At 41.0% G+C, this 26,186-nt stretch carries 29 protein-coding genes; 8 read left to right on the top strand and 21 right to left on the bottom strand.

Features of this window, described 5'->3' with window-relative positions; translation table 11 throughout:
• The first annotated feature begins 99 nt into the window (after positions 1 to 99).
• A complete protein-coding gene (locus JJQ94_RS02780; protein ID WP_201435408.1) occupies positions 100 to 1,197 on the top strand; it encodes an ISAs1 family transposase in 1,098 nt (365 codons plus the stop codon).
• On the opposite strand, the gene JJQ94_RS02775 is transcribed toward JJQ94_RS02780, so the two are convergent.
• The 5 genes from JJQ94_RS02775 to JJQ94_RS02755 all read right to left on the bottom strand — a co-directional run bounded on the left by JJQ94_RS02775 (position 1,194) and on the right by JJQ94_RS02755 (position 3,761).
• Complete coding sequence (locus tag JJQ94_RS02775; protein WP_236596421.1) at positions 1,194 to 1,655, bottom strand: hypothetical protein; 462 nt, start codon at positions 1,653 to 1,655, stop codon at positions 1,194 to 1,196. The two genes, JJQ94_RS02780 and JJQ94_RS02775, sit on opposite strands and share 4 nt — an antisense overlap.
• 58 nt (positions 1,656 to 1,713) lie before the next feature.
• Positions 1,714 to 2,100 carry a hypothetical protein gene (locus tag JJQ94_RS02770; protein ID WP_099031703.1) on the bottom strand — a complete coding sequence of 129 codons (387 nt, stop codon included), beginning with the start codon at positions 2,098 to 2,100 and terminating at the stop codon, positions 1,714 to 1,716.
• A 34-nt stretch (positions 2,101 to 2,134) separates the two neighbouring features.
• Positions 2,135 to 2,827, bottom strand: a complete 693-nt coding sequence (locus tag JJQ94_RS02765) for a hypothetical protein (protein WP_099031702.1) — start codon at positions 2,825 to 2,827, stop codon at positions 2,135 to 2,137.
• 1 nt (position 2,828) lies between these two features.
• On the bottom strand, positions 2,829 to 3,362 hold the full coding sequence (locus JJQ94_RS02760; RefSeq protein WP_099031701.1) for a hypothetical protein: 534 nt from the start codon (positions 3,360 to 3,362) through the stop codon (positions 2,829 to 2,831).
• 141 nt (positions 3,363 to 3,503) lie between these two features.
• Complete coding sequence (locus tag JJQ94_RS02755) at positions 3,504 to 3,761, bottom strand: helix-turn-helix domain-containing protein (RefSeq protein WP_236596420.1); 258 nt, start codon at positions 3,759 to 3,761, stop codon at positions 3,504 to 3,506.
• Between the two features lie 333 nt (positions 3,762 to 4,094).
• Between JJQ94_RS02755 and JJQ94_RS02750 the strand changes: the two genes are divergently transcribed.
• The gene (locus tag JJQ94_RS02750) at positions 4,095 to 4,328 is read left to right on the top strand and encodes a hypothetical protein (protein ID WP_010604282.1); all 234 of its coding nucleotides are present in this window, start codon (positions 4,095 to 4,097) and stop codon (positions 4,326 to 4,328) included.
• 80 nt (positions 4,329 to 4,408) lie between these two features.
• Here JJQ94_RS02750 and JJQ94_RS02745 read toward each other — a convergent pair whose 3' ends face one another.
• The 4 genes from JJQ94_RS02745 to JJQ94_RS02730 form a co-directional block, all read right to left on the bottom strand.
• On the bottom strand, positions 4,409 to 5,278 hold the full coding sequence (locus JJQ94_RS02745) for an MBL fold metallo-hydrolase (protein ID WP_099031699.1): 870 nt from the start codon (positions 5,276 to 5,278) through the stop codon (positions 4,409 to 4,411).
• A 233-nt stretch (positions 5,279 to 5,511) separates the two neighbouring features.
• The gene (locus JJQ94_RS02740; protein WP_099031698.1) at positions 5,512 to 6,453 is read right to left on the bottom strand and encodes an alpha/beta hydrolase; all 942 of its coding nucleotides are present in this window, start codon (positions 6,451 to 6,453) and stop codon (positions 5,512 to 5,514) included.
• An 18-nt stretch (positions 6,454 to 6,471) separates the two neighbouring features.
• Positions 6,472 to 7,647 carry a GGDEF domain-containing protein gene (locus JJQ94_RS02735; protein WP_201435407.1) on the bottom strand — a complete coding sequence of 392 codons (1,176 nt, stop codon included), beginning with the start codon at positions 7,645 to 7,647 and terminating at the stop codon, positions 6,472 to 6,474.
• Between the two features lie 93 nt (positions 7,648 to 7,740).
• Positions 7,741 to 8,538: a substrate-binding periplasmic protein gene (locus JJQ94_RS02730; RefSeq protein ID WP_099031696.1), complete on the bottom strand. Its 798-nt coding sequence runs from the start codon at positions 8,536 to 8,538 to the stop codon at positions 7,741 to 7,743.
• A gap of 430 nt (positions 8,539 to 8,968) precedes the next feature.
• Between JJQ94_RS02730 and JJQ94_RS02725 the strand changes: the two genes are divergently transcribed.
• The gene (locus JJQ94_RS02725) at positions 8,969 to 9,172 is read left to right on the top strand and encodes a hypothetical protein (RefSeq protein ID WP_099031695.1); all 204 of its coding nucleotides are present in this window, start codon (positions 8,969 to 8,971) and stop codon (positions 9,170 to 9,172) included.
• 47 nt (positions 9,173 to 9,219) lie between these two features.
• Here JJQ94_RS02725 and JJQ94_RS02720 read toward each other — a convergent pair whose 3' ends face one another.
• From JJQ94_RS02720 to JJQ94_RS02700, 5 genes are all read right to left on the bottom strand, one after another.
• Complete coding sequence (locus JJQ94_RS02720; protein WP_099031694.1) at positions 9,220 to 11,388, bottom strand: S9 family peptidase; 2,169 nt, start codon at positions 11,386 to 11,388, stop codon at positions 9,220 to 9,222.
• A 115-nt stretch (positions 11,389 to 11,503) separates the two neighbouring features.
• The gene (locus JJQ94_RS02715) at positions 11,504 to 13,456 is read right to left on the bottom strand and encodes a methyl-accepting chemotaxis protein (RefSeq protein WP_099031693.1); all 1,953 of its coding nucleotides are present in this window, start codon (positions 13,454 to 13,456) and stop codon (positions 11,504 to 11,506) included.
• 182 nt (positions 13,457 to 13,638) lie between these two features.
• Positions 13,639 to 14,967, bottom strand: a complete 1,329-nt coding sequence (locus JJQ94_RS02710) for a sigma-54-dependent transcriptional regulator (RefSeq protein ID WP_017217572.1) — start codon at positions 14,965 to 14,967, stop codon at positions 13,639 to 13,641.
• Positions 14,964 to 15,500, bottom strand: a complete 537-nt coding sequence (locus JJQ94_RS02705; protein WP_099031692.1) for a hypothetical protein — start codon at positions 15,498 to 15,500, stop codon at positions 14,964 to 14,966. The genes JJQ94_RS02710 and JJQ94_RS02705 overlap by 4 nt, the downstream gene beginning before the upstream one ends.
• Complete coding sequence (locus JJQ94_RS02700; protein ID WP_099031704.1) at positions 15,497 to 16,867, bottom strand: sensor histidine kinase; 1,371 nt, start codon at positions 16,865 to 16,867, stop codon at positions 15,497 to 15,499. Before JJQ94_RS02700 ends, JJQ94_RS02705 begins: the two co-directional genes overlap by 4 nt.
• A 362-nt stretch (positions 16,868 to 17,229) precedes the next feature.
• Here JJQ94_RS02700 and JJQ94_RS02695 point away from each other — a divergent pair, with 362 nt between their 5' ends.
• Both JJQ94_RS02695 and JJQ94_RS02690 read left to right on the top strand, forming a co-directional pair.
• Positions 17,230 to 17,451 (top strand): EF-hand domain-containing protein, encoded by a 222-nt coding sequence (locus JJQ94_RS02695; RefSeq protein WP_010369619.1) that lies wholly within the window; start codon positions 17,230 to 17,232, stop codon positions 17,449 to 17,451.
• A 43-nt stretch (positions 17,452 to 17,494) separates the two neighbouring features.
• Positions 17,495 to 17,716, top strand: coding sequence for an EF-hand domain-containing protein (locus JJQ94_RS02690; RefSeq protein ID WP_099031691.1), 222 nt, complete (start codon positions 17,495 to 17,497; stop codon positions 17,714 to 17,716).
• 1,049 nt (positions 17,717 to 18,765) lie between these two features.
• Here JJQ94_RS02690 and JJQ94_RS02685 read toward each other — a convergent pair.
• The 4 genes from JJQ94_RS02685 to JJQ94_RS02670 all read right to left on the bottom strand — a co-directional run bounded on the left by JJQ94_RS02685 (position 18,766) and on the right by JJQ94_RS02670 (position 20,682).
• Positions 18,766 to 19,212: an Hsp20 family protein gene (locus JJQ94_RS02685; RefSeq protein ID WP_010379331.1), complete on the bottom strand. Its 447-nt coding sequence runs from the start codon at positions 19,210 to 19,212 to the stop codon at positions 18,766 to 18,768.
• A 256-nt stretch (positions 19,213 to 19,468) separates the two neighbouring features.
• On the bottom strand, positions 19,469 to 19,681 hold the full coding sequence (locus JJQ94_RS02680) for a tautomerase family protein (RefSeq protein WP_099031690.1): 213 nt from the start codon (positions 19,679 to 19,681) through the stop codon (positions 19,469 to 19,471).
• A 10-nt stretch (positions 19,682 to 19,691) separates the two neighbouring features.
• The gene (locus JJQ94_RS02675; RefSeq protein WP_099031689.1) at positions 19,692 to 20,060 is read right to left on the bottom strand and encodes a nuclear transport factor 2 family protein; all 369 of its coding nucleotides are present in this window, start codon (positions 20,058 to 20,060) and stop codon (positions 19,692 to 19,694) included.
• Positions 20,061 to 20,067: 7 nt separating this feature from the next.
• Positions 20,068 to 20,682 carry a glutathione S-transferase family protein gene (locus tag JJQ94_RS02670; RefSeq protein ID WP_099031688.1) on the bottom strand — a complete coding sequence of 205 codons (615 nt, stop codon included), beginning with the start codon at positions 20,680 to 20,682 and terminating at the stop codon, positions 20,068 to 20,070.
• A 124-nt stretch (positions 20,683 to 20,806) separates the two neighbouring features.
• On the opposite strand from JJQ94_RS02670, the gene JJQ94_RS02665 reads away from it, so the two are divergent.
• The 3 genes from JJQ94_RS02665 (at position 20,807) to JJQ94_RS02655 (ending at position 22,251) form a co-directional block, all read left to right on the top strand.
• Positions 20,807 to 21,688: a LysR family transcriptional regulator gene (locus tag JJQ94_RS02665; protein ID WP_099031687.1), complete on the top strand. Its 882-nt coding sequence runs from the start codon at positions 20,807 to 20,809 to the stop codon at positions 21,686 to 21,688.
• Positions 21,689 to 21,780: 92 nt separating this feature from the next.
• Positions 21,781 to 21,939 (top strand): hypothetical protein, encoded by a 159-nt coding sequence (locus JJQ94_RS02660; protein ID WP_172439981.1) that lies wholly within the window; start codon positions 21,781 to 21,783, stop codon positions 21,937 to 21,939.
• Between the two features lie 99 nt (positions 21,940 to 22,038).
• On the top strand, positions 22,039 to 22,251 hold the full coding sequence (locus JJQ94_RS02655) for a TIGR03643 family protein (protein WP_236596480.1): 213 nt from the start codon (positions 22,039 to 22,041) through the stop codon (positions 22,249 to 22,251).
• 44 nt (positions 22,252 to 22,295) lie between these two features.
• Here JJQ94_RS02655 and JJQ94_RS02650 read toward each other — a convergent pair whose 3' ends face one another.
• The 3 genes from JJQ94_RS02650 to JJQ94_RS02640 all read right to left on the bottom strand — a co-directional run bounded on the left by JJQ94_RS02650 (position 22,296) and on the right by JJQ94_RS02640 (position 26,116).
• Entirely contained in the window at positions 22,296 to 23,216 is a 921-nt protein-coding gene (locus JJQ94_RS02650; RefSeq protein ID WP_099031685.1) for an acetoacetate decarboxylase family protein, read from the bottom strand.
• A 237-nt stretch (positions 23,217 to 23,453) separates the two neighbouring features.
• Positions 23,454 to 23,999 carry a GNAT family N-acetyltransferase gene (locus JJQ94_RS02645; RefSeq protein WP_099031684.1) on the bottom strand — a complete coding sequence of 182 codons (546 nt, stop codon included), beginning with the start codon at positions 23,997 to 23,999 and terminating at the stop codon, positions 23,454 to 23,456.
• Positions 24,000 to 24,061: 62 nt separating this feature from the next.
• On the bottom strand, positions 24,062 to 26,116 hold the full coding sequence (locus JJQ94_RS02640; RefSeq protein WP_099031683.1) for a S9 family peptidase: 2,055 nt from the start codon (positions 26,114 to 26,116) through the stop codon (positions 24,062 to 24,064).
• Between the last annotated feature and the right edge of the window lie 70 nt (positions 26,117 to 26,186).

Here is a 26,186-nt window from a genome sequence, read left to right as displayed (position 1 = left end):
TCTACAGGCACGGCGGGATCACACTTTGTAAAAAGGCTTTAACACTCGGTCTTTTTCTGATCTAATAACGCCCACATTATCACTATCTACTTGTTAATTATGTCGTTATTTAGCCACCTTGAACTTGTTGAAGATAAGCGTTCTTCTATCAATCAACATCATGATCTTGCTGATGTTTTGTTTCTTATCATCTCGGCGGTTTTATCTGGTTGTGAAGGCTGGAAAGATATCGAGGTGTTCGGGCACAGTAAACTGCCTTGGCTCAGGCAGTTCAGAGCATTTAAGCACGGTATTCCAACGCGACATAGCATTGCACGTATTCTTAAAACAGTAGAAACTGACTCTCTGGTTTTGGCCTTGTTCAGTTGGGTCAACGAACAGCGCTCTCAGTCTGGTAAGCCAATTATTGCGTTTGATGGTAAAACTCTGCGCGGTGCCAGTAAAAAGCGTGAGGATAACTTACATTTGGTGTCTGCTTTTGATTGCGAGTCTGGTTTAACTTTGTATCAGCGAACGGTAGAAAATAAGTCCAATGAGATACCGGCAGTTAGGGCCTTATTAGATGTGCTCGATATTTCAGATTCTATCGTCACACTAGACGCACTACATTGTCAGAAAGCGACACTTTCAGCATTGATTTCAAGAGGGGCTGACTATCTGGTTCAGGTCAAAGCAAATCAGAAAACACTCTATAAAGCAGTCACTTCATGTTTTGAAACAGCCTTTGAAGAAGAAAAGAATTTGCCTGAAGATGTACAAGTCAGCAATGGTCATGGACGTCAGGAAACACGCATCACTTATGTTCTGAAGGCCGACAATCTGCCTGAAGAGATAAGAGAAAAATGGCCTGAACTCACTTCGCTAGTCGCGGTTGAAAGACACAAAAAATCCGAGTCGATAACAAAAATAGACACGCACTTTTATGTCACTTCAGTTGAGCCTGATGCACAGATGTTACAAAAAGCTATCCGCCACCATTGGCACATCGAGAACCAGCAGCATTGGGTGTTGGATGTCGTGTTTAAGGAAGATGCTTGCCAGATCAGTGAGCCGATTTCCGCAGAGAATATGGCGCTGTTCAGACGGGTCGTTCGCAATCTGGTAAAACAGCACACAGGCCGTAAAGATTCGATACGTGGTAAGTGTGTTCGGGCCAGCTTTGACGATGAATTCAGGGCAGAGCTTATCTTCGGTTAATGGTCGTTAACGAAGTATGCTCTCACCCTGACTCTACAGGCCGTTTCACGGCAATCAATATTAGTTACGCGCAGCTTGTTTAGGATTTCGTTTTCCATGAAAAAATAATGAATTTGATCGGAAAATTCGAATGCCCAGGTTTCGTCTACAGATTGCTCGTTAAACCCTTTATCTTTTGAGGGCGTGATTGTTCTTTCGTCACTTTCTTTAGGTGTTTTAATTTCAGTATATTGGTTAGTGCTATTCTCATCTGCAAACTTACCAGTAGGCTTTGGCTTGCTGATAGCTACTTCTTCGAGGTGTGGCTTTACATTGTCGGAAGCCTTAATGTTGCTGGAGAGAGCTGCGATACGCTCCTCCAAATTATCTCGCTCAAGCTCTAAGTCTGAGATTACCGTATTCAGATAGATAGAGTAAGCAGCTAATAAAATAGTCCCTATTGCTGTAAGGTATCGCATAGTAAATCCTTGTTTATTTTTAATTATTATATTTTTAATAGTTTTTTATATCGTTCAGTCATGGTAAACGGAACTGAGCTAATAGTGTTTTAGCTTCTAAACTATCAAATTGCCCACCAATATGCAGTATGTGTTGGCTAGATTTGTTAAAGATAAAAAGCTCATCAAAACTACGAGTGTTGTTGGTTAGCGATACGGCCAGCCAATCTCCAGTGTTAAATATGCCAATGTCGTTAGGTGATAGAAGCTCATGGACTTGATAGGCAATATTGTAATCAATGGCTGGCTTATCTTTGTTTTTCAATGCGATAAAATAAGACGCAAGATCAAGTTCATACTTGCTATGTAGACCACCGGTAATATTCTCAGCCGTTTGTAACTGAAAAATGAGTTCGCCATGCTCCGTTGTAACGGTGAATGAGGGGTTTGGGCTTAACGCTGGCAATAGATGATAACTAGATACCTAACAACAAAAGCCATTACGGCTTTTGTTGTTGATCTGTTTTATGTATTACCTCATCGCTGTCATCTTCATCATCGTCTTCCTGTTCGGGCCGTTGATTTTCTACAAAAATGGTGGCGAGTAAGATAGTTACAACACAAGAAAGTAGAATACTTTTTGCGTAGGGGTAACTTTTGTAAACCCAATTCCAGCTCCAGAAGGGCTTAGCCGTTGCCTCTGAGACGCCAAAGATATAATCCATATTTCTCAGTAAGTGCTCACCTAAAACAAGTAAATCCACCACGATAAAAGCTAAGTAGACACCATATAAAAGGATATCTGCATGAGTGGTGTAAATGTATTGCCATTTCTTTGGTTGAAAACGTTTAACAAATTGAAGCGAAAATCGAACTCGGTATTTAAGAATGTAAAAAACGATAAGATCTAGAATGAGTTGCGCTCCAATTACAAGGGTATTAGTAATGTAAGGAGGTGTACCTTTTTCAGTTAATTCAACTGCAACGTTGTATGTTAGGTACTCAAGAAGAAGAGCTAGCGAAACTAATGCAATAAGATGCTTCATATTTTCTTGATGTTTAGCAAGGAAAGTTACTAGTAAAAGCGAAACTAGAACGATCGAGTGTATGTAGCCAAGAAGTTCGAGGTGCACAAACGAAAAGAATATGGTTGATACCAAACAAAACAGCAAGAAATAGTTAGAAGTAGTCATATTAACTCCCATTAGTAACCACAGCTTTCCGAAGACTATTTTGAGTAATTGAAGAGACGGTTTCACTCTCTGCTCTTGGATCCTTTATCAGTGCACCTGTACTTCCCCCTACAATTTTTACCAGTTGTGTGGCATTTAAAGTATGTTGAGTCAATGCTGGAGCTGTGTTGCCGCGGATTAATTCCCCGTTTTTGTCGACTCTGCGTGGATCATCATAGTGATGCCCACCAGAGCCACCACTAACCTTATGCAGCTCTTGTGCATTAAGTATTAAGGGAGTTGCATTGTTAATCTGTTTACCTCGTGGATCTTTGCTCTGGTCTAAACCCGAACCACCCACTATTCGGTACAGTTGTGACTCCGCCATAGTATTACCGTTGCGATGGTACTGAGTTGCTACAGCGCGATGTTTGTTACGACTAGCGCCATTTACTAAGCGCACGCTAGTGCCTTGTTTTATTTTACTTACAAATTGTTTTATCGTGATAAAGCAAAAGGTTAGTATGCCTACTGTCACATTTTTGAATAGCTGCATGTTGATTTCCCTTCAGGATTATTTTCGGTGTTTTGGTTAGCACTACTCTATCGCGAAACGTCAAAAATGAGAATAACTTGTTGCTTGTTTTGTAAACAAGTGAAACTAAAGATGTTGTATTAAAAGGTAGATGTTAACACACTAATCTTCCTGACCTTTTTGGCTTTTGCGCTTTTTTGCAGGAGAAGGGCTTTCTCGCCAGAGCTTTACGTCTTGCATCTTTGTGCGTAGGTCCATAAAGTAGTCTGTAATTGGATTAACATCCATACCACAGTATGTACTCCATTCTAAAAAGTACTCGAATGAAAATTTCCGAATACCTTTTTCATACTCTTCATAGGTTTGTCGCCGGATCCCTACTAAGTCAGCCATCTGCTGGGTGGTTTTATCAGCCGACATGCGCAGTCTTCGAAGATCATCACCTGTACACTTAAATCGGGTTCTGCCCACTCACTTAATCCTTTTTCACTCGGGCTCGCGGATATGCGAAAGTTAAATTTTAACGCCGTTACTGTTTCTATTTTGTAAAATTTGGATTGTAACCGCATGTACCAAATTTGCAAGCTTGTTTTGTTTTTATGTTGCTAAAATGATTTTATTAAATTGTAAGTTATTGAATTGTGGTGTTTATTTAAATTTTTATTGTGAATTTTTTTGTTCGACAGAATTTTCAGGCGAAGTTTTTGATAAGCTCAGCTTTATAGAATATCGGTTGGTGACAAGGATTATTATATGGATTACTTACGTCAGTATAACGATCTTAATATTTATTATGAGGCGTTAAAAAAAGCAAGTAAGCAAGGCTCAGATGTGCCAGAGTCCACGGCTAAATGGTTAGCGTTAGTGGAGACCACACTATTTGAGCTACAAGAGCTTGCCTATATGGAGAAAGCATATATGCAAAAGTCTAAAACAATGAGTAATTTAGTCGACCTTGTTTATGCCAGTGCACCAACGATGGAGTAGTGTTTTTAAGCTAAGGATTTTCGGTGGAGGGGATGTGCATTACTGGCATCCCCTTTTTTAAAATAGGTTAGCAGCTTATTTTACTGGGGGGATTTCAAACTGCGATAAAATAAAGTGGTAACGCGCTCTTCTGGTAGCCAATTAGCATAGTTAAGATTAAGTATTTGTAGCGGACGCGCGGCTACAACTTCTTCCAAGCTTGTATTATTTTTCATTGCATCTAGCATAATCGTTTTCGCTTTTTGTAATAGTGCCAGATAATCTTGTAAATTTTGTTTATCTGTTACAGGGCCATGGCCTGGTATGACGGTGGTCTTGTCGCCTATTTTCTCTATCACATCTTGTACTGCTGCAATGACTCCGTCTAAGGAGCCGCCGCTGTCGACATCGACAAAAGGTAAGCTGCCTAAATTAAAATAGATATCGCCCATATGTACGGCATTTGCCCGGTCAAAAAAGATCACTGCATCGCCATCGGTATGGGCGTGGTGATAATGCCACAAGTGAGCATGCTCTTGGTTAAAGTGGAGCTTCATATCACTGCCAAATGTCAAGGTTGGCAAGTAGTCAGAACCGTCACCATGTTTTTGTTCTAACCGCTTGTATACATTGTGATGCGCGATAACATGGCTGCCCGCTTGTGCGAAATTTTCGTTGCCTCCAGTGTGGTCACCGTGATGATGGGTATTAATAACAAACTCAGGTGCATTGGGTTGGATTGATTTGATTTTTGCTTTAATTTGTTCGCTGAGTTTAGCGAACTGATCATCGACGATATAAACGCCATCTGAGCCCGAACTTATCGCAATATTACCGCCTTGCCCAAATAGCACATGAAGGCCCTTTGCTACCTCTTGCAACTTGAATTCAACATCATCAGCTTGGGCATTCGACACGAACATTAAGCCGAGCACTATCGCTACGAATGAATTTTTTGTTAGTTTAATCATATTCCATCCTGTTTATTTTTACATGTATGAAAGCCTGACTATGCTTCAATTAAGCTTAGCCTTTTTCCTGTATTAGGATTAGGGGGGAACTCCAAAACCCGTAAAATCATTGATATTTATGACTCTTCAAACGAGCTGCTTACTGAACAATACTGATGTATATATCATAAAATTCACTGTTACATTTTAAATGTACATAGTATTGATTGAGTTCTTCCCAAAAGTTCTGTTGCTTAATTTGTTACAACTACCGCGTTTACATTATGAATAAACTTAACAATTTTTCTCATCGCTTGTTTTCCCTCCTGTGTGTACAGCCCCAAAATTTGAAAACTATGAAAAAGGTGATTCACTTCATCTGTGACTAGAGTCACATGCTCCTTGCGGCTTTGGTCAATAAAATCTCTGATCTGTTGGGCTAGTATTTCGTCACTCGCAAATTGTATAAAAACAGCGGGTAATGCGTGGAATGGAAAGTCATACACTTGATTTGCTAAATGAGTATCATAACTATGTTGGTAGTAAATATTAAACCATTGCCTTAGGTTTTGATGACTAATACAATCGTTGTGAGTTTCATTTTGCTTAGGTTTTATATAAGTATGTGCTGCTATCCATGGTGAAAGTAAGAGTAAACTCGCTACATTTTTATGCTTCCCTTGAGATGCTAGTTGCTGGAAGGTTGTCAACAGCAAAGCAGCTCCCGCTGAATCACCAATAAAATGAAATTGGTGATTTGCTTTGTTGGTAAGGTATGCTTGTGTCATTAATAAGCAATCTTGATGCGCTGTAGGGTAAGTATATTCAGGTGCAAGCCGATAATTTAATAGTAACACGCTCATTTTACTTTGCTCAGCGAGTGTGCTACAAAATTTCTGGTAGAAATGACCTCCATCAAGAACAAAACCACCGCCATGAAAGAAAATGATTTGCTGAGTCGGGTAGCGGTTTTCAACCGGAGTGATAAGAATTGCTTGCCTGTCTGCTATAATCTGAGGCTGTGAATAAGTGGCAGTATCACGGTAAAAAAACTTACTTAAGAAGTTTGTCCTGCGCCGCAACCAAGCTATAGAATGATCTTCAGAACTGCGAAGTAATCTTCTTGCTACTCTAAAAATAATTTCGCTGTATACACTGCGTTGTAGTCCTGAGAAAAGCTTAGTAAAAGTAGACATTAAAATCTCGTAATAAAATTAAAAAGTGCCAGTAGTGTCAATACAAAGCTGATTTCTACCATTAGCTTTTGCTTGGTAAAGCATTTTATCTGCTCTGGCTATTATGTCGCGCGAATTTTCTTCTGGTTTTAAAAAAGCTAAGCCAAAACTCGCTGTTATGGGGTAGTTAATTTCAGGTATAGTAAAAACTCGCTCATTTAGTTGTTTGATTATACTTCTTATTTTTTCTGTTGCTTCGTGCGCTTTGATGTTTTGCAATATCATGATGAACTCTTCACCGCCGAAGCGGTATACCGCATCATTAGGGCGAATAGATTCAGCTAGAAACTGAGAAAATTTGACTAGTACTATATCACCAACATCATGTCCGTAGGTGTCATTTACTTTTTTAAAAAAATCAATATCAGAAATTATAAGGCAGACGTTTCTGTGCTCAGCGGCGAGTCGTCTTGCGCTTTTTTGATGATTTTCGAAACTATCATCAAAGGAGCGTCGATTGGGGATGTTTGTTAGCGCATCACGAAATGCAAATGACTCCATTTTCAGTGCAGCGTCTTTTAGTTGCTCCTTACGAAGAAATAACTCTCGTCTTAGCCTGTGTTCTAATTGGGAAATTATTGTACCTACAAGATTTGCAGACAGATAAGCCACCAATACCATTCCTACAGTATGAGTGTCTAATGTTTTGGTAAAAATGATATTCAAACTACCAATTATCGCATAGCCAACACAAAGCAAAGAGGATAGCTTCAACGATAACAAGGTTGATGAATAAATGATAACAATTATAATCACGTCAAAGATCACATGCAGGACGTAGTGATCTTGATAGGTAAGCACTATCGCTTGCACGTTGAAAAGAAAAAAAGCAATAAATGCTAGTACAAGTTTTTTAAGTTGTTTGCTCGTCTTCTGATGAATAACACTGTATGCGGAAACAATACAAACAACGACAATTATAATACGCCATTCAAATGCAGGATGAGGCCAATGTTGTGGTTTAATTATTAATTTGTCAAATGGCAATATCAAAAGCAGTACAGTAGCAACAGCAATAGCTAGAAAACGCGCTACTTTTTTGTCTTGTTGCAATTTACTCTCTAAATATCTTTGCTCCCTCGCTTTTTCTTTAAATTCTGACCTCCATTGGCATATTTCTTCGGAGGTTGAACTTTCATCAATAACACTCATCATTTTTTGCATAAGCCAAGAGGGATTATATTTAAAATATAGATGATAAACGCGCTTTTTGTCAGTTGTGAAACGAAAAGGTTGTTATAGTGGTTTTTACTCATCTGCTGTAGCGTTCGTAGTAACTACCTTCCTCAATGCAGTATCCATCTTTAGGATAAAATCTTGTTTAAATGGATACTTCTCTTCAAACCCTTTTAAGTACCCAATGTGGGCAGTGCGACGCATTACTATTTTATCTTCAACAATATTACTGGTGTTCAAACTTGGTGTTATCTGCGACATTTTATTGATACCGAGTAAGGTAGAAAGCCGATCATTGACGTAACAATCAATACGTCCGCGTGCTAGCTTTTCGATGTTTGAACGTGTGCTTTTGTTTTCCCAGAGCTTAATAAGCCCCTTTTTTTGCGCTTCCATAAGGCTTTCATCTAATATGATATAACCGGCATTAATACCAATATTAAGAACTCTGTCTGGTGTTACATGAGGCAAGTGCTTTAACGTGATCCCTTGATTGCAAAAGGCAACCACCACCTCTTCTTGAAGGGGAATTGAATACGGCCAGATATAGGGGCGTTTTTTGATATGAATATAAGGTGGCATTAAAGCCATTGCTTCACCGGATGCCATAGAGGAAACACCTCGCTTCCAAGGTACCGCTTCCAAATTAACTTGATATTCATGACTCAGCAAACGCGCGGCTTGCTTCACTATATCTACATAGATGCCATAGAGCTCGCCGTTAATTTGATAACTATAAGGCGGGTAAGCATCGTCGACCAAAATGGTTACTTTGATAGGTGCTGAGTATTCAGGTTTATGTGGAGTGGCAACAGATAAAAGCGGCAGAGAGATGCAGCAGCAAATAAAAACCAAGCGAAATAAATTCATTTTTCACTTATGCATGTAGTAGTCATTTTTTAAATATAGCCAACAAATAGCGAGTTTGTTAGGTGAGGGTACTAAACTTGTGTTATGGAGAGCTTAGGCTATAAATGCCTAATATTTACGTATTTGATATGCTTCATTGTTGCTTGATTGAAGCACTTAGGTATTGACACTGCTAAAGTATATTTACCTGAGCTCGAGATAACAACTTGTTCTCTAGCAGCTGTTATCCCTTACTACTGCGTTAAATTTGCTTGCAATAGGCCAGCTATTGACGCACAAATTTGCCTTGTATTAAGAGATAACTTCTGGCTAGAGTGATATTAGGCTTTTGAACTTTGTGATTTTAGTGGATTAACTTACTTCTTATCCCGAGTTCAGGTTATTTAGAAACTTTTTTAGAGCAGATGTCTACTAACGAAAGGGATAACAGATGAATATACACGTTGATTTTGCCGCTCAGATCTATTTTTTTCTAGTGATAGTCTCTGCAGGGATCAGCATACTACTGGTCAAAAAAGCGAAAATGGGAAAACTTGAAATGTTTATTGGCTTATTTATGAGTTTACTGCCACCGTTTTCGTTTATTCTCGTCATGCTTTATATCGCGAACTCAAACAAAAAGTTAGTTAAGTAAGGATGCGAAAAGGAGGCTCAAGCCTCCTTTGTGTAATGTGACTGTTACTACAGCTTATTTTCAGCGAGTGCGATAAAGAAACTATAGCTTAATGCGACATCGTGAATACGCTTAAAGCGACCAGACGCTCCACCGTGGCCTGCTTCCATGTCGGTTTTTAGCAGCAGTAGATTATCATCTGTTTTATATTCTCGTAGCTTTGCGACCCATTTTGCTGGCTCAAAGTACTGCACCTGAGAATCATGTAAACCCGTGGTTACAAGCAGGTTTGGATAAGCTTGTGCTTTAACTTGATCATAAGGTGAGTAAGATAGCATGTAGTCAAAATACGTCTTCTCATTTGGGTTGCCCCATTCGTCGTACTCATTTGTGGTCAGCGGTAGGGTTTCGTCCAGCATGGTATTGATCACGTCCACAAACGGAACTGCTGCATGTACACCATCGTATAACTCTGGCGCTTGGTTAATCACCGCACCCATTAATAGGCCTCCTGCGCTACCTCCTCTGGCATAAATACGTGAAGGATCACCATATTTTTGCTCAACAAGTGCTTTTGTGACATCAACAAAGTCGTTAAAGGTGTTCTTTTTATTTAACTTTTTGCCGTTATCATACCAAGGACGGCCAAGCGTTTCTGAACCACGAATATGCGCAATAGCATAGACAAAACCACGATCTAAAAGGCTTAATCGGCTTATAGAGAAAGTTGGCTCAACATTAGAGCCGTATGAACCATAACCATATTGTAGTAACGGGTTAGAACCATCTTGCTTAAACTTATCTTTACGATAAACAATTGAAACCGGTACTTTTATGCCGTCACGTGCGGTGATAAAAATACGTTCAGACTGGTAGTTTTCAGGTGCAAAGTCGCCCAATACTTTGTCTTGCTTTAATAGTGTTTTATCTAAACTAGCAAGGTTGACATCATACACAGAAGCCGGGGTCGTCATACTCTGATAACCAATTCTTACCGCATTTGCATCTAAGTTTTCGTTACCAGTTAAATAAACAGCATAAGCCGGGTCGTTAAAGGTTAAACGCTTGCTTTCGTTATTATCTAAATTTAATACGGTGATTTGGCTAAGGCCATTTTCCCGCGTTTCGTAAACAAGGTGCTGATTAAATAGCTCAAAGCTATCTAGTTTTGCATCGGCATTGTGCGGCACGACGGTTTGCCATTTTGAAATATCACTTGCATCACTGGCTTTAACGCGCATCAGCCTAAAGTTTACGGCACCTTTGTTGGTGTGGATGTAATACCAGTCGCCAAGTTTAGCGATGCTATATTCGTGACCACTTTCTCTTGGAATAAAGCGCTCAGGGGTTGCTTTTGCATTATCAGCGTCTAATAAAGAAACACCAGATGCCTCGGTACTTGAGTGGTGAATGTATATTTTGCTCTTGTCTTTACTCTTTGAGATATACGTGTAATAGCTGTTATCTTTTTCTTCGTAAATTAATTCATCTGTGCTTTGCGCTGTGCCCAGAGTATGGCGGAACACCTGATAACCAAGCAAAGTAACCGGATCTTTTTTGATGTAATAGATAGTTTTGTTGTCATTCGCCCAAACGATAGGACCCGAAGCGCCTTCAATCGTATCGTCCAATAACTTTCCTGTCGTTAAATCTTTGATTCTAATAGTATAAATACGACGACTTAATGTATCTTCAGCAAAAGCTAACAGGTTTTCGTTGGTCGAAATGGAAAGACCACCGACACCATAATAGTTTTGACCTTCAGCGCGGATATTCGCATCAAAGATAGCTTCTGCATTTTTACCATCTTGGTGTTCACTGCGGTAATAAGTGAAGTATTCTTTGTCACCCTCAGTGGCACTAAAATAATAATAACTGCCGTTTAGTACTGGCACGCTGCGGTCATCTTTGACCACTTTGTTTTTAATTTCGTCAAATAAGGTTTGTTGTAGTTGCTCTGTGTTTATGAGCTTACTGTCGGTATAGGCATTTTCTTTGTTTAAGTGTGACAACACTTTTTCGTCACTTCTAGTATCGTCACGTAGCCAGTGATAATTATCGACAAGTTCTTGACCGTGAATGGTCGTCTTGTGTGGGATCTTTTCAGCTACAGGTGCCGTTACAGCTGAGGCTTGCTCAGCTGTAGCTTCAGACTTTGTGTGTTGTGACGGCGCTTCTTGACAACCGAGTACAGCAACCAAAGATGCTGCTACTAATGTAAATTTAAATTTCTTCATTTTTATTCTTCTGTAATAAATCAATCCACCGAGTCTAACTAGTTCTTATTATGAGGACAACTAATTGAGACGATATTTTGTAACAATTGCGAAAAACAAGATATTAGTTTTCTATTCAGTCAATATCAAAGCGGCCAACCAAACGCTCTAAGTCTTTGGCTAAACTAACCAATTGGTCAGCACCTGCGTTTAATGCTGCCGTTTCTTCTCCGACTTGTCGTACAGAAACATCCACCGAGTCAATCAAACGCCTTGTGTGACCTGCATTTTCTCCTTGTAATGAGGCCTGTGACGCTATATTTGAAACCGAAGTTTTAATTCTTGATACTGCCTGAGCGATATCAGTAAATGCTTGTTGAGCGCTTTGTGATTGTTTGATAGTCGTCTCAGATTCGCTTACGCTTGATGTCATTTGGGCTGATACCGTCCTCGTTTGAGCGATGAGGTTGGTTAACACTTGCTCTATTTCCTGCGTGGCGTCATGTGAGCGCTGCGCAAGCGTTCTTACTTCATCAGCAACCACCGCAAAGCCCCGACCTTGTTCACCTGCACGGGCAGCCTCAATCGCTGCATTTAATGCTAAAAGATTAGTTTGCTCTGCGATAGAACGGATCACGCCTAAAATATTAGTGATATCTTGGCTTTCACTTTCGAGTTGGTTCATGGCGTTGGCGGACTCAGCCAACGAATGATTAAGCCTCGCAACCTGCGATACTGTACTTTCTATCGTGCTGTTACCACGCTGAGCGTGATCGTCTGCAGTGACGACATCCTCCAAAGTATGACCGCAGCTTTCACTGATCTGTGCAGCAAGCTGCTCCACAGTTTCAGTGGTCGTGGTAGCACTGGCGGAGTCTTCAGCCTGCGCATGGCATTGATTACGGATATCATTGATACTCTTTTGTGACCCTAATGCAGCATCATTCAATGTTGAGGCATTACTTTGAATATCTTTTACGAGTGCATTAATTGAGTCCAAGAATTTATTGAACCATGCGGCCAGCTCTCCAATTTCATCATTGGTGACGACTTGTAAACGTTTGGAAAGGTTGCCTTCACCCTGTGCTATTTCTTTTAGACCGTCAGACACCATTTCAATAGGTTCAACTATCTTGTTGGCAAGTGTTATTGCAATAATAATAAACAAAATCACCATGATGACCGCGATAATAGTGATACTAATCGTCATATCGTAAGCTGAAGCTAAGATTTCATCTTCATCGATCACCGCGATAAATTGCCAACCGAGTGTGTCAGAGCGATAAATCTTAGCATCATAGGTCTTGTTATCAGTTTCAATAGTGAGGTAGGGTTCGTTTGTGGCGCTGCGAATGGCCTTGTAAAGTGGGCTGGTGAGATCTTTAATGTGTTTAAAGTTATGATTTTTATTTTTGGGATCGGCAAGTACAGTGCCTTCGGCATCAAGAAGGATTAAATATCCCGACTCCCCGAGACGAATATTGCTAACGATATCGGTCAGTGTAGCAAGCGTTACATCTAATGATTGCACACCAATTACTTTGCCGTCACGTTTTATACCTGTGGCAACAGAAACCATGGCTTGCCCCGTTACTCCTTGATAAGGTTCGGTAAGGATAACCTTGCTGGGATCTTTAGAGGCGTTTTGATACCAAGGGCGCTTTCTTGGATCATAATCGCCAAGAGGCTCCGCAGGATACTGAATAAAACCACCGGATCCGGTGCCAAGATATACAAACAATAATTCTTCGTGGGTTTGCCCAAATGCGCGGTAAAGTTCAAAAATATTGCTTTCGGTTTGACCGTTTTGTAGCGGAGTCATCGGTTTCTCTGCACCAAAATAAGTGGTAGTGTCCTGACTCACTTGTTGTACAGCCTTGGACTCGGCGAGGAAGCGAGCATTTTTCTTCATCTGCTCAAAAAACAGTACAAAAGACTGCTCGGCTTGCCTTATCTCATTGCCAGAAGCATCAAGGAATTTATCAAGAGAGTCGCTTTTGGTCTGAGAAATGCTGACCACAGAAATCGCTAAAATAGGAATGATCACAGTGAGAACAAAGCTAATAATGAGCTTTTTGCGCATTTTCATACAGACAACCCTTAAATATCCGAGTGTTTTTATTATGCTCCTTGAAGGAGCGCATATTCTCAGGGCAAAATATGAGCCACGGCGTGGCCCGTTAAAGTCCGCATTGCAAGCACTTTGCAGTGGTAAATTTGACCAATCAACGCGCCTCAGAAATTAAAACTAATGTTACCCCTCTAATAGGTTTAGCATTGGATCTCATGTTTTTTAAGTAATTTGTAAAAATCAGAGCGATTACGTTGCGCAAGTTTTGCAGCTTCCGACACATTCCCTTCGCAAAGTGCCAGTACTTTTTGGATGTAGTCATACTCAAACTGGCGTTTCGCTTCATTTAATCCCGTAAACGCATTCTGCTCTTTATCCTTAGGCAGGGCTTTTTGTACGATATCTTCAGTGATCATTTTACCTGGCGTAATAGCAACACAGTGCTCCACAATATTATGGAGCTGACGGATGTTGCCCGGCCAATGGTAATTCAGCAAATGCGTAATACTTTGTTGGTTAAATTGCTTTTCGCCATCGCTAAGTGCACTTAAGAAGCGTGATGCAAGTAGTGGAATATCTTCCAATCGCTCTCTTAAGCTTGGGATTTCAACAGACACCACGTTTAAGCGATAGTATAAATCTTCACGAAATTGCTTTTCCGCAACGGCGCTTTGAATGTTCTTATGGCTTGCAGAGACAAAACGAACATTGACCTTATGCTCGGTTTGGCCACCCACCGGGCGAACGGTTCGCTCTTGTAAAACACGCAGTAATTTAACTTGCAAATCAAGCGGCATATCACCAATTTCGTCAAGGAATAGGGTACCGCCATCTGCTGCTTGTACTAGACCTTCTTTGTCGCTCACCGCGCCGGTAAACGCGCCTTTTTTATGGCCGAATAGCTCAGACTCCAACAGGTGAGCGGGCATAGCACCACAGTTAATCGCAATAAATGGGCCTTGCGCTTGATTACTGGCTAAATGGATTGCTTTTGCCGTCACTTCTTTACCGGTACCGCTCTCGCCTTGGATAAGAATATTTGCGTTACTGCTGGCAAGCGCTTGAATTTGCTGTACCAATTGACGCATTGCGGCACTTTGGAATAACAACCCATGGAAGTTATTTGGATCCGAAGTTTGTGCGGTTCTTACTTTTCCTGCAAGCGCCTCATTGATGACATCGAGCATTTGCTGAGAGTCAATGGGTTTGGTTAAAAAGCTCACAAAGCCTTGTTGCATGGCATCTACAGCATCAGGAATAGAGCCGTGAGCGGTCATCATCACAACGGGCATGCCAGTATAATACTTCTTTATTTGCTCATTAAGTTCAAAGCCATTCATGTGCGCCATCTTCAAATCGGTGATGACCAAGTCGATAGGCATTTGCTTGAGGATATTTAACGCTTGCGTACCGCGGTGCGCAACTTCAACTTCGTAGCCGTGACTTTCTAAACGCATTGCCAGTAGCTCAGTTAAAGACGTATCGTCATCCACTAAAAGTAACTTTGCGCCTTGTTGTGTTTGACTCATAGTGAATCCTCCTCAAGTGATGGGTTTTCAGAAAGATCGGTTTCTAAACGTTGTTTTTCTATGTCAGCAAGCTTTTGTTTTAGCTCGGCAAGCTGTTTTTGTGTCTGTAACAATTGCTCTTGGTGCTGTTGCGCCTTATTGTCAGAGTAATAATTACTGATTTTTTGCTCACGAAGGCTTTGAGTATGCCAAGCTAACGATTCAAACCAAATGTTGTAATCGTCTGGCCAATAATCTTGTAGTTTTACTTCTTCAATGGCTTTAAGTTGTTTGGTGGTTGAGTCTGTACCGCAATAGGTGTGAATAAAGCCTTGTAAGTGCAGCGCGCCTTTATAGTAATCGTTAAATGTCACGTTATGTTTTTTGGCGCATTGGCTGACTAAGGCTTTGATCACCTCAGCTAAAGGCACAAACTTAGCGCTGGTTTCTGTTTTTACAGGGCCAATAAACTGCTTTGTTTGCTTGACGTTTTGCTCCGTTGTGGCGCAACCACCGAGCAAAAATAGCGTGATACTTAATACGATGTATTTCATTTTGGATCCCTTTTTGGAAAGGCGACTTGAATACTGGCGCCAGATTCTACTGATAGCCATTTCACATAGCCTTTTAATTGCTTCACACACTCAGAGACAATGGCTAAACCTAAGCCACTGCCATTATTATTTTTATTTTTCTCACCACGAACAAATGGCTGGAATAATGAATCGGCTTCATTGATGTCGATGCCATCACCGTCGTCACGGACTATCAACAATACTTCGCCATTTTGTTCTTCAATTGAAATAGTGACATTGCTTTTAGCGTGATCAATGGCATTGCTCACTAACTGAGTTAACACTAATTTGCACGGAAGATAAGGTACTTTTAGGTCATCATGATTTTGCCAGTTCACTATCACATCAGTCTTTCCTAGCTTATCGCTAAGATGCTTTGAGACCTCTTCTTGGATAAGATTCATTTCGGCGTCGTGATGTAGGCTATCGGGGTGACTGGCCGCGCTATAGCTGAGCAAATCATCGATCAAGGATCCAAGCTTTGCAACAGAGTTTTCCATAATGATGAGAATACGTTGTTGTTTTGGATTAACATCTCCAAGCAATCCACTATTTAATAAGCTGCTTCCTTCGTTTAGCGATGCTAAAGGGGTTTTAAGCTCATGAGTAACATGGCGCAAGAAGGTTTCCTTTTGTTGTTGAATACGCTTAAGTTCGAGCCTTAACCAATTTAACCTGTCACCCAATTGCTGCAATTCATGGCTGCCAGAGAGTTCTACCGACTTATCTAAATTACCTTTACCTACCTCAGATACTGCAGATTCTACCTGATTAAGCTGCTGACAAATCCGATTGATCAAAAATATGCTGATCACGATAAGGGTGGGTAGCAAGATAACGAGACCAAACATAAACCATGTTTGCAGCTGCACGAAATGAGCTTCTTGATCAGACAAGCGCTTATTAAGTGTTTGCTGAAAGCTTTCCTCGAATTGATTAAGCACCTTAACCAATTGTTGGAACTCTTCAGCTTTTGAAGTGGCATTGATCTCATCGGGAGCGAATTGTCGCCATTTAGCAACAAACAGCGAATCGGGTAGGTTTATTTTTAATAATTGAATGCGTTTTTTGGTGTTTTGCCACTTCTGCTCGATGCTTTCTTGCAGTGTTTCACTTTGCAGCAGCTGATTATTTTGCAGTGCTTTTTCAAGCGCACTGATATCTGCTTTTATAAAGTTGTATTCAAGAATAAGCTTTTGATTCTTATTATAAATACCCTGTGTTTTTTGTTGATTTTTGGATAGTGCTTGGGCGTACCACAAAGTCAGTGTGAGTATAGGAAGCACACCAATAAACATGGCAATAAGTGCCTGTTTTTGTAATGACTGAGAAAAAATTTTTTTCACGATGCTAAATCCTTTAAAAGGGTGCACAAATTTCAATCAAATGACGTTGCGAGATTTGCAAAATTTTCCATCCAAAAATTTACCTGTTGCAAAGCTGCGACAATCTAACATTAAGAAAAATAAAGACTTTTTATTTTTCTCTTTTTTAACTGTTGCCATTTAGCAACAGCCAGCCTTAATCCAACCTTAATCTTTTTAAGTGATTAAACTTAACTTATTGATAAACGGTGTTTTTTCAATGTTGGCATCAAAGTTGGAATAGTTATCTCGAAAGCGAAAAACGAAACGCAAAATCAGTTTTTAGCTTTAATAGCAAAACGTTTAACACAGAATTTAGTTTTTAATTTTATGAGGAAAGCACGATGAAAAATCTAGCAATCGCAGTATCAGCAGCAGTAATGACTTTGGCATCAGTAGGTGCACATGCAAACACGGATTTCGACAAACTAGACATGAATGGTGACGGCTACATCTCTATTGAAGAAGCAAAAGCAGATGAAGGCCTTCTTGCTCAATTTAACGAGCTAGACGCAGACCAAGACGGTCAACTAAGCCAAGCAGAATTTGATAACTACGAAGGTTAATTTGCCGAGTTATCACATTATTTAAATCGTTAAGGAGAAGATCATGAAAAATTTACTAGCAGCACTATCAATCACAGGTTTATCTTTCGCGTCTGTTAATGCAATGGCGGGTGAAGACTTCGCTGCGCTAGATACAGATCAAAGCGGCACAATCAGCATGAGTGAAGCGCAAGCGCATACTGCACTGGCAGAGCAATTTAAAGAATTAGACGCTGACGCAAACGGCGAGCTAAGCGAAACAGAATTCGCAAATTTTAAAGGCTAATTAGAGCTGGAGAAATAAATTTACCTGCGCAAGGGAGTGACATAGGAAAAGGAACTGATGTCAGGGAGCAGGGAATAGAGTTCAAAGATTATGATTATTGTTGAGTAACTGGCAACATTACTGATTTGTTCAATTAAGCGTCTTCTTTCGGGCAAGTTTAAACAAACTGGTATAAAGGAATACTTACAGCGAGGCATCGCTATCAGAATTTTTGAGCTCCAAATTGAGAGTTTGGATGTCATTAGGGAAGTAAAGTGAAGGATCATAGTCGGTAAGAGTAAGGCGGTTATTCGCACCGCACCCAAAGCTTGGCTTAATAGCCAAGCTTTTTTGTTTTTGGGTTTTCGTTATTTTTTATGCTCAGCGAGCCGCAAACGCCCATTAAGACGGCGAGTATTAATTTTTTGTCTCATATAGAGTGAAACTTGATTGAATAGATAAACATTAAGCCACGCTTAGATATTCTTTTTCCCCTAATCGAAAGTCTGATAAACCTGCTTTAGCCATGTAAAAGTTAGCATCTAGCTTTATTTAACGTTACAGTCGATCTAAACAACAACTCCAATTAAGTTGTGCTAGCATCATAAGCGTAACTTTATTACGCAAAGGAGAGTAACATTGGCTAGACGAGGAAGCGATTTAAGAACTGCAATAAAGGTTGTTAAAGCAATCGACAGAGCTAGTAAACAAGCTGCTCGTGAAGCTCAACGTAGAGAGAAAGCTAGGCAACATTCCTCTTCCGGTTGCTGTCAGTATAAATGGTTATCTACATAAAAATCACAGCTCAATCTACCCAGCAAGTCGGTTTTACTTATCGCAACTCCATACCAATTAAAGTGCCACCTTTAAAAATCCAGCACTGCGAAGTAGGAGATGCTTTACGCAGCGATCTTTGTGTTTTTATGTTTGATGGTTAGTCCTAAGTCGCCAATCAGGTGGTATAGATATATACGCTGCTAACTCAAAACGTACTCAAAACAAAAAAGTCGCCCGAGGGCGACTTGGAAACGTGACATCATGTAAAAACAGGGGGAAGTGACCTCAATCGATTATTTATTTTCGATGAGATTGCCTTTGCCAATTTCAATCTTTCTTGGCTTGAGTGCTTCTGGAATTTCGCGTTCAAGGTCAATGACTAACAAGCCATTTTCAAGTCCTGCGCCAATCACCTTGACGTGATCGCCAAGTTGGAATTTACGCTCAAAGTTACGCTCTGCGATACCTTGATGGATAAATTTACGCTCAGCTTTGTCTTCTTTGTTTTGCTTTTCGCCTTTGACTGTCAGAGTATTGTTTTCTGACTCAAGGCTAAGCTCTTGCTCGGTAAATCCGGCAACAGCCATGGTAATTTGATACTTGTCTTCACCGGTGGCTTCAATATTATATGGTGGAAAGCTTGGTTGCTTTTCATTGCGTGATGCTGCATCCATTAACTGTGCTAAATGGTCAAAACCGATGAATGAACGATAAAGTGGAGATAGGTCTACTGTACGCATAATTTGTATCCTCATAAAGCGATAATTAAGCTATCTATTGCTTCAATTAAAGCCAATAAATAGCATATAAAACATTTACTTAGTTTGGGTTGGGACCCTGTCGGCGTCCTCACAATACTATCTATGGACGAGGCAAATACTTTTCAAGAAACTTTTTTAAAAAAGTTTTTATTTACCTGAATTTTATAAGATTCTTTTTCAAGAAAATTGTCTTTGCAGGTGAAGAAGCACCATTTGATGCCTCTTTCTTAGTGCGTTATTTAGGGCTTAAGTTTTGCTGCCGCAACATAGAGACTTGATCAAATCCTATTCCCCAGTCGTCAGTTTCAACTTCCTCTATGATGACAAAAGTAACTTGTGGCGCTTTATCTAGGACATCCACCATAAGCTGAGTTGCACCTTTTATTAAGGCTTGCTTCTGAGCAGGTGTAATGCCTTCCTTAGTGATTTTAATATTGATGATTGGCATTGATTATCTCCTACAGATCATCATACATTTTGTTGACGATACGCCATTGTCCCTCTTCTTTAAGTAAACCGATAAAGTCGATATAGTGATGTTCAAACAGTGGGCAATGCAGCTTGACCATTGCTTGATGGTTTACAACATCCACCGACAAAATACGGTAATTAAAAGCAGCGCTTTGGCTTTCGGGCGTTTGTCGAGATGAAACCAAATCTAGCCACTGTGATTTGGTGCGCCTCATCCCTGGAGCTTTGAGCACCGCGTCAGCATGGAAAACCGCATCCAACTTTTTAATATCTCCGTGGTGTAGTCCTTCAAAATATTGTTGAATAACCGCTGCTACTTTGTCTAAATCCTGCTGTTTGAGAATAGGCTTAGTCATATTAAGCTTATGCGCCTGTACTGTGTGCTTGTTCAGCTGCTATCGAGGCGATAAAGCTGGGCCTTGCCTCAACTGCAGCTAACATCTTGCTGACTTTTTCTGGAATGACAATGTCGACTGGAAAATAGGTGCCCCAACGCGCATATACAGCCAGCATGATATCCGCAGTGGAAACCTGATCGCCGCCTAAAAATGCTTGCTGCGCTAACTTTTTCTCGACCAACACCCATAATTCGTTGATGGCAACCGCTGCCGCTTCTAAAAGTGGCTGGCGTGCATGCTCATCAGCAATTGCGCCTGTGGCAAAAAACAGACGATTGTAAGCCGGGTGCATCGTGGCATTGGCAAACAGAATGTTTTCTATTGCTTGTTGCTTTTGAAAAACATCAGCTTGAGGAAGAAGGTTATTTTCGTGTTTATTGAGTAGATAAAGTAGGATTGCAGCTCCTTCTACCAAGCTGTTTTCGCCATCGTTAAGAACCGGGATTTTACCTGTTGGGTTAATGACTAAAAAGTTATCTACACTGCGTTTGTCAACCAGTTCGAAGGGTTGTTTTAATTCTCTTAATATGACTTGCGTTGCTAGCGCACAAGCACCTGGTAGGTAATATACCGTATACATAATGGTTTTCCTTATTTGCTTCTTGGCTAAAAGACAAGCTCAGTGTATAAACTAGATGCTGTTTGATATATAGCTACAATGAGAACCAAGAGTTCACATGGTGGAAACAATAATCAAGGAAAGTATGAACAAGCTACGAGCGATAGAAATGTTTGTAAAACTAGCTGAAGTACGCAGTTTTACTCGTGTTGCAGAGCAATATAGTACGTCCAAATCCATGATCAGTAAGGAGATCAGCCGACTAGAAGCTGAGCTTGGTGCGCGGCTTATACATCGCACCACGCGTAATTTGCAGCTCACGCATGTGGGAGAAGGCTATTTGCAACGTGCTAGGGATATTCTCAATAAGTTAGAGGATGCAGATATCTTCATACAAGAATCGCAGCAAGCACCAAAAGGTAAGCTAAAGGTGAATGTGCCAATGGTGCTTGGGATCACTGACTTGGCAGCAATGTTCGCCGATTTTATGCAAGCGTATCCCGATGTCGATCTTGAAATACATTTAGGAGATGAGGATATCGACTTAGTTGAACAGGGATTCGATTTAGGTTTTCGAGCTTCCAGTCGCCCGTTTGACTCAAGCTATGTAGGTAAAGAAATTACTCAATTTATCTATCATGTATGTGCCTCGCCGCAATATTTAGCTAGTCACCCTGCGATCGACTCAGCACAAGATTTAATTCATCATAATTGTTTTGAATACAGCTATTCAAAACGCAAGAACTTATGGCCATTAGACGAAGGTGTGCGAATAAAAGGCTCCCTTAAAGTTAACAATGTCCTTTTTATGTTGCAAGCAATAAAAAGCCATTTGGGAATAGGAGTTTTACCTGAATTTGCCTGTAGAGAAGCCCTTGAAAAGGGCGAGGTAGTTAGTATTTTACAGCATGCTGATAAACCTACTCTAGCCTTATATGCACTGTATCCAGCACGCCAATTTGTGCCAGCCGCGGTACTTCAATGTATCGAGTTTTTACAGGCTTGGTTTAAGCATGAAGGGCACTGATTGTTAAGCAAATAGGTATTACTTTTTAAGGTGGTTTACATTACTTCATTACTTTGCCACATTAACTACTGGTTTAGATGATGGAACAGTCAATGAAATGTGATAAACAAAATGCCAATCGAAAAATAGGTTTGGGGCTCGCTATCGGCTCGGGAATAGGCACAGCCGTGGGCGTTGCATCAGGGCAAATCATGTACGCCTTGCCTATCGGCATTGCTATGGGAATATTGATTGGCCGTAAGTATTTTTAATCTATTTTGGCACTCGGTGCGTATGTGTGATTCTGATTAGAACACAACAAGATTAAGCAAGTGCAATTTAGTGACTCAGAAATTTCCAGGATCATTGAAATGGCGTGGGAAGATAGGACGCCATTTGAAGCTATCGAGCGACAGTTTGAGCTTAGTGAGCCTGAAGTGATCAAGTTGATGCGCCATAGCCTAAAACCCAGTAGTTTTAGGCTATGGCGGCAACGAGTAAATGGCCGTAACACTAAGCATATTAAACTTAGAAGCAAAGCGGTCAATCGCGGATACTGCAAAACCCAATACAAGCAAAGGTAATTTAAAAGCAGAGGCCGTTAAGCCTCCGCCTATACTAATGAATGTTATCTATCGTAAAGTGGTAGCGCAACGCCTTCAACGTTAGTGAATTCTAATACCGCGATAGGAGTAAACTGCGTTTTGCGTAGAAATCGTGTGGTGACACTTTTTGGTGAGTGAATCGTAAACTTACCAACGAAAGGCAAGATCCAGCCGCTGGCAGAGGTCAATACGCCACTTAGTTGAGGGATCTTAGACTCATCGGGAAGGTTAAAGCTGGGCACAACGTTGTCACCGACCGAGTACAGTGGCGTGTTTGTGCCAATTTTGCGCTGATATTCAGCACTGAGCAAAGGCTTACCATTTTTCTTGGCCAGCTCGAGACGATGTGTATTTTCACTCAGGGTGATGTCAACTTGAGCCAATTGTTTGGGGTAACCCCATATTTCACCAGCCTCAACCGCTTTTGCATTGTCCAGCATCAAATGAAAGTTGAATGAGGCGTAGTCGTGAGGGAGCCCCAGCGACTGCTTTTCAGCATTGGCAGTATTGATAGTTGTAAATGCAGCCATTGCAAAGTTTACTTGTGCTTCAACGGAGTTCAGGTCGCTTGGACAAGGTAAATCGAGATCTGGCGCATTTCTGCGTTGAATAAAAAACGTTGCAACCGTTTCGTTGTATGCTCCTGCTGGACTTTCTGTGATTTTTTGAATGTAAAAAGCCGCAATACCTTTTCCAGAGCTTTTGCCATCACATTTTGGCGTAACAACTTTCCAACCGTCATTCCATAAAAATCGTTTTGCTCGTTTTGCATTAATTAAACCCAGGACTGCACTGGTTGCTTCTCCCTTGACATGAAAAGGCACAGAGATTTCAGTGCCGTCATCCAAGTATTTTATTTCAGTGGTTGGGTATGTATTTTCGAGGTCAAAGGCGAGAGTATGGGCGCTAAAGATGAGTCCTAGCACGACTGCATTTTTTATCATTTTGCTTTCCTTAAGTAGTGAGATCAACAAAGTAGATTGTCTAATTCAAGACAAGTTGAGAAATTGTTTCCTTTTTGGGACTTTATGTTAACAGTGGTATGTGAAAAATCAAAGTGCTTTAGTTGATAGAGTGTATTGGTGGTTAGTTCTCAAAGCGACATTAAGTATGTCGCTGATTTAAAGTGAGTAACTAACTTAAGTAGCTAATTTAATTTAGGGAAAAGGCTATCACTTTGGTTAGTTTACATCGCTTGCAAGTAAGCCATATAGTGCAGAGTCTGAAACTTCGCCAGCAATTTCCCAGCGAGCACGTAAGTGACCTTCTTTAGTAAATCCAAGTTTTGTTAGCACTTTGGCTGAGCCGGTATTAGCGGGATCAATCTCTGCTTCAATACGCCTCAACTTTAGTGTTGAAAAAGCATAGTTAATGAGTGCAGAGCCCGCTTCTTGAATGACACCTTTCCCCCAGTGAGATTTGGCAATACCAAAGCCAATTTCTGCGCGACGTGACTCTTTATCCCAGCTAAAAAGTAAACACTTGCCAATTAATGTTTCATCAATTTTCGAAACAATGGCCAGTGTGATCGCTTGTTGAGTAGTCAAATCTTCATGTGATTGCTTGATAAATTGCGTTGCATCCTCAAGGCAGTCCCAAGGTGGCGTGTTCCAATAGCGCATGACGTCTGCGTCTGAGAATATGGCAAATAGTGCTTCGGCGTCTTGTGAAGTTAAGGGTCTAAGTGTGAATCGCTCGGTGTCGAGTTTGATTGTAGTTAATTGCAATATCTTTTTTCCTTGATAACAAAGGGCGCAAATTAGCGCCCTAAAACAATAAGTTAGCTTACTTATTTATTCGCGTCTTTAACGGCTTTTAGCTTCGCCGCATGGTCAATTTCATAATCTGGCATGTCTTTTTTGCCTTCGATTAGGTAGTTGTCCATCCAGCGCATCAAGCGCAAGCTGTAGTCGTATTGAGCCGCAGCTTTGCGGTTACCGTGACCTTCGCCTGGATAGTAAACTAGACGTACGTCTTTACCTTGCACTTTCATGTAGCGATATAGCTCCATAGATTGTGCTGGGTGTACACGTGGATCATCTTTACCATGCATAATTAGTAATGGCGTCTTCGATTGACCAGCCCAGTAAATCGGACTGCGCTCTAGGTACCACTGCCACTTATCCCAAGGGTAAGAGCGAGCGTGCACTAAGTACATTTCGTTTGAGATATCGGTAGTACCAAACTTAGAAAGTTGGTTAGTTACCCCAACAAACATCACGCTTGCTGCGAAGTGTTCTGTTAGTTTTGTAGCACCCCAAGCAGAGGCATAACCGCCGTAAGAGCCACCAGTAATACCAACACGCTTAGTGTCTACTAAACCTGTATTGACTAGGTATTCTTTCATATCTACCAAGTCGTCAAACTCTTTACCAGCGTAGTCGCCTTGGCCAAGTTTTGAGTAATCAACGCCTTTACCTGTCGAACCACGGTAGTTTGGATAGAAGACTGCATAGCCGCGTGCTGCGCCCATTTGGCCTGGATCTGAATAGCTCGTGAGCCAGCCATTCTTATCGTGGCTTTCAGGACCACCGTGCACCGACATGATCAGTGGATAACGTGTACCTTCTTGATAATCAAGTGGATAAATTAATACGCCACCAATTTCAACGCCATCGCGGGCTTTGAAGTTAATAGCCTCTTGTTTTGCAAAACGTTTGTTGTCTAACCATGGGTTTGAGTTTGATAGACGAGTAGCTTTGCTTGAGCGGATCACAAACACTTCATTTGGGTGCTTAGCTGTGTTTGCACGTAGGGCAATGGTTTTATCTGAATCAGAGATAGATAGATTCGATGCGATGAATTTACCTTCTTTGATAAGTTTCTTGTATTTGTTTGAGCCAACTTTAATTTGGCCAACAAAACTTTCCGCGCCGACATTTGCGACAAAAGTCAGCTGATTTTTACGGTTTGACCACTCAAAATCACCGATGTGACCCATAAAGTTCGGGATCCATTCTTCTACTTTGCCGCTTTGTGCATCGGCAAGGTATAAGCGGCCAGTTGCCGGGTCGTGCTTATCTTCAGCGCCTAAAATCGCGATGTATTTACCATCGTGAGAAAACTCTGCGGTACCAAGCTTACCTTCTGTTTTGAATGAAGTGGTAATTTGTTGTGTTTTTGCATCAAGTACATGCCATTGTGACTTCATATACTTGTCATCAATAAGCGCTGTTGGCTGGGTTTTTACCAGTAATTTAGAGGCATCGTCAGCCCAGTTGATTTCACTTACATAGCCTTCGATGTTCAGTGCCGCTGGGGTCAGCGGTTTTTCTGATGCTGCAAGATCAATGATATGAAGCTGTTTGTTTTTTAAACCCAGTTCATACACTTCAGCCATAAAACCAAGCTTTTTCAGCTCTTTTTCTGACTTATCAGCAGCTGGCATTGCAAGGATCGCAACCTGTTTGCCATCAGGGCTTAGGCTATAAGCCGAGATCCCAGTTCCTTTTAGTGAAAGCACTTTCTGTGCTTCCCCACCGTTTACCGCGATGCGATAAAGGGCGCGTTGCTTGTCTTCTTTTTTCTTGGTTAGGAAATAAATGAACTGACCGTCGGCCGACCAAGAGATGCTTGAGATGCTGACTTTGCCGGTGATAAATGGGCGCTCTACCCCTTCGTCATCAATCACATAAAGTTCACTGTAATTAGAACCATTTTGGTCAACGTAAAGCTCACGCGGTACCGAGCGAGTAAAAGCAACGAGTTCGCCGTCAGGACTCACCGACGTTGAGCTTACCGATTGGATCTTTGGGATGTCTTCAATGGTGATGGTATCGCTTGCGAGGCTTGCGGCACTGGTGAAGCCCATTGCTAAAGCCAAAGCAGACTTAAGTAGTTTCATTATTTATCCTAAATTTTCATTCACTTGTTGTAACTTCAAGATGAAGTTTTTAGGCATTCTACTTGTCACC

The sequence above is a fragment of the Pseudoalteromonas sp. GCY genome, assembly GCF_016695175.1.
Classification (GTDB): Bacteria; Pseudomonadota; Gammaproteobacteria; order Enterobacterales; family Alteromonadaceae; genus Pseudoalteromonas.
This window is presented reverse-complemented; position numbering and strand designations above follow the sequence as displayed.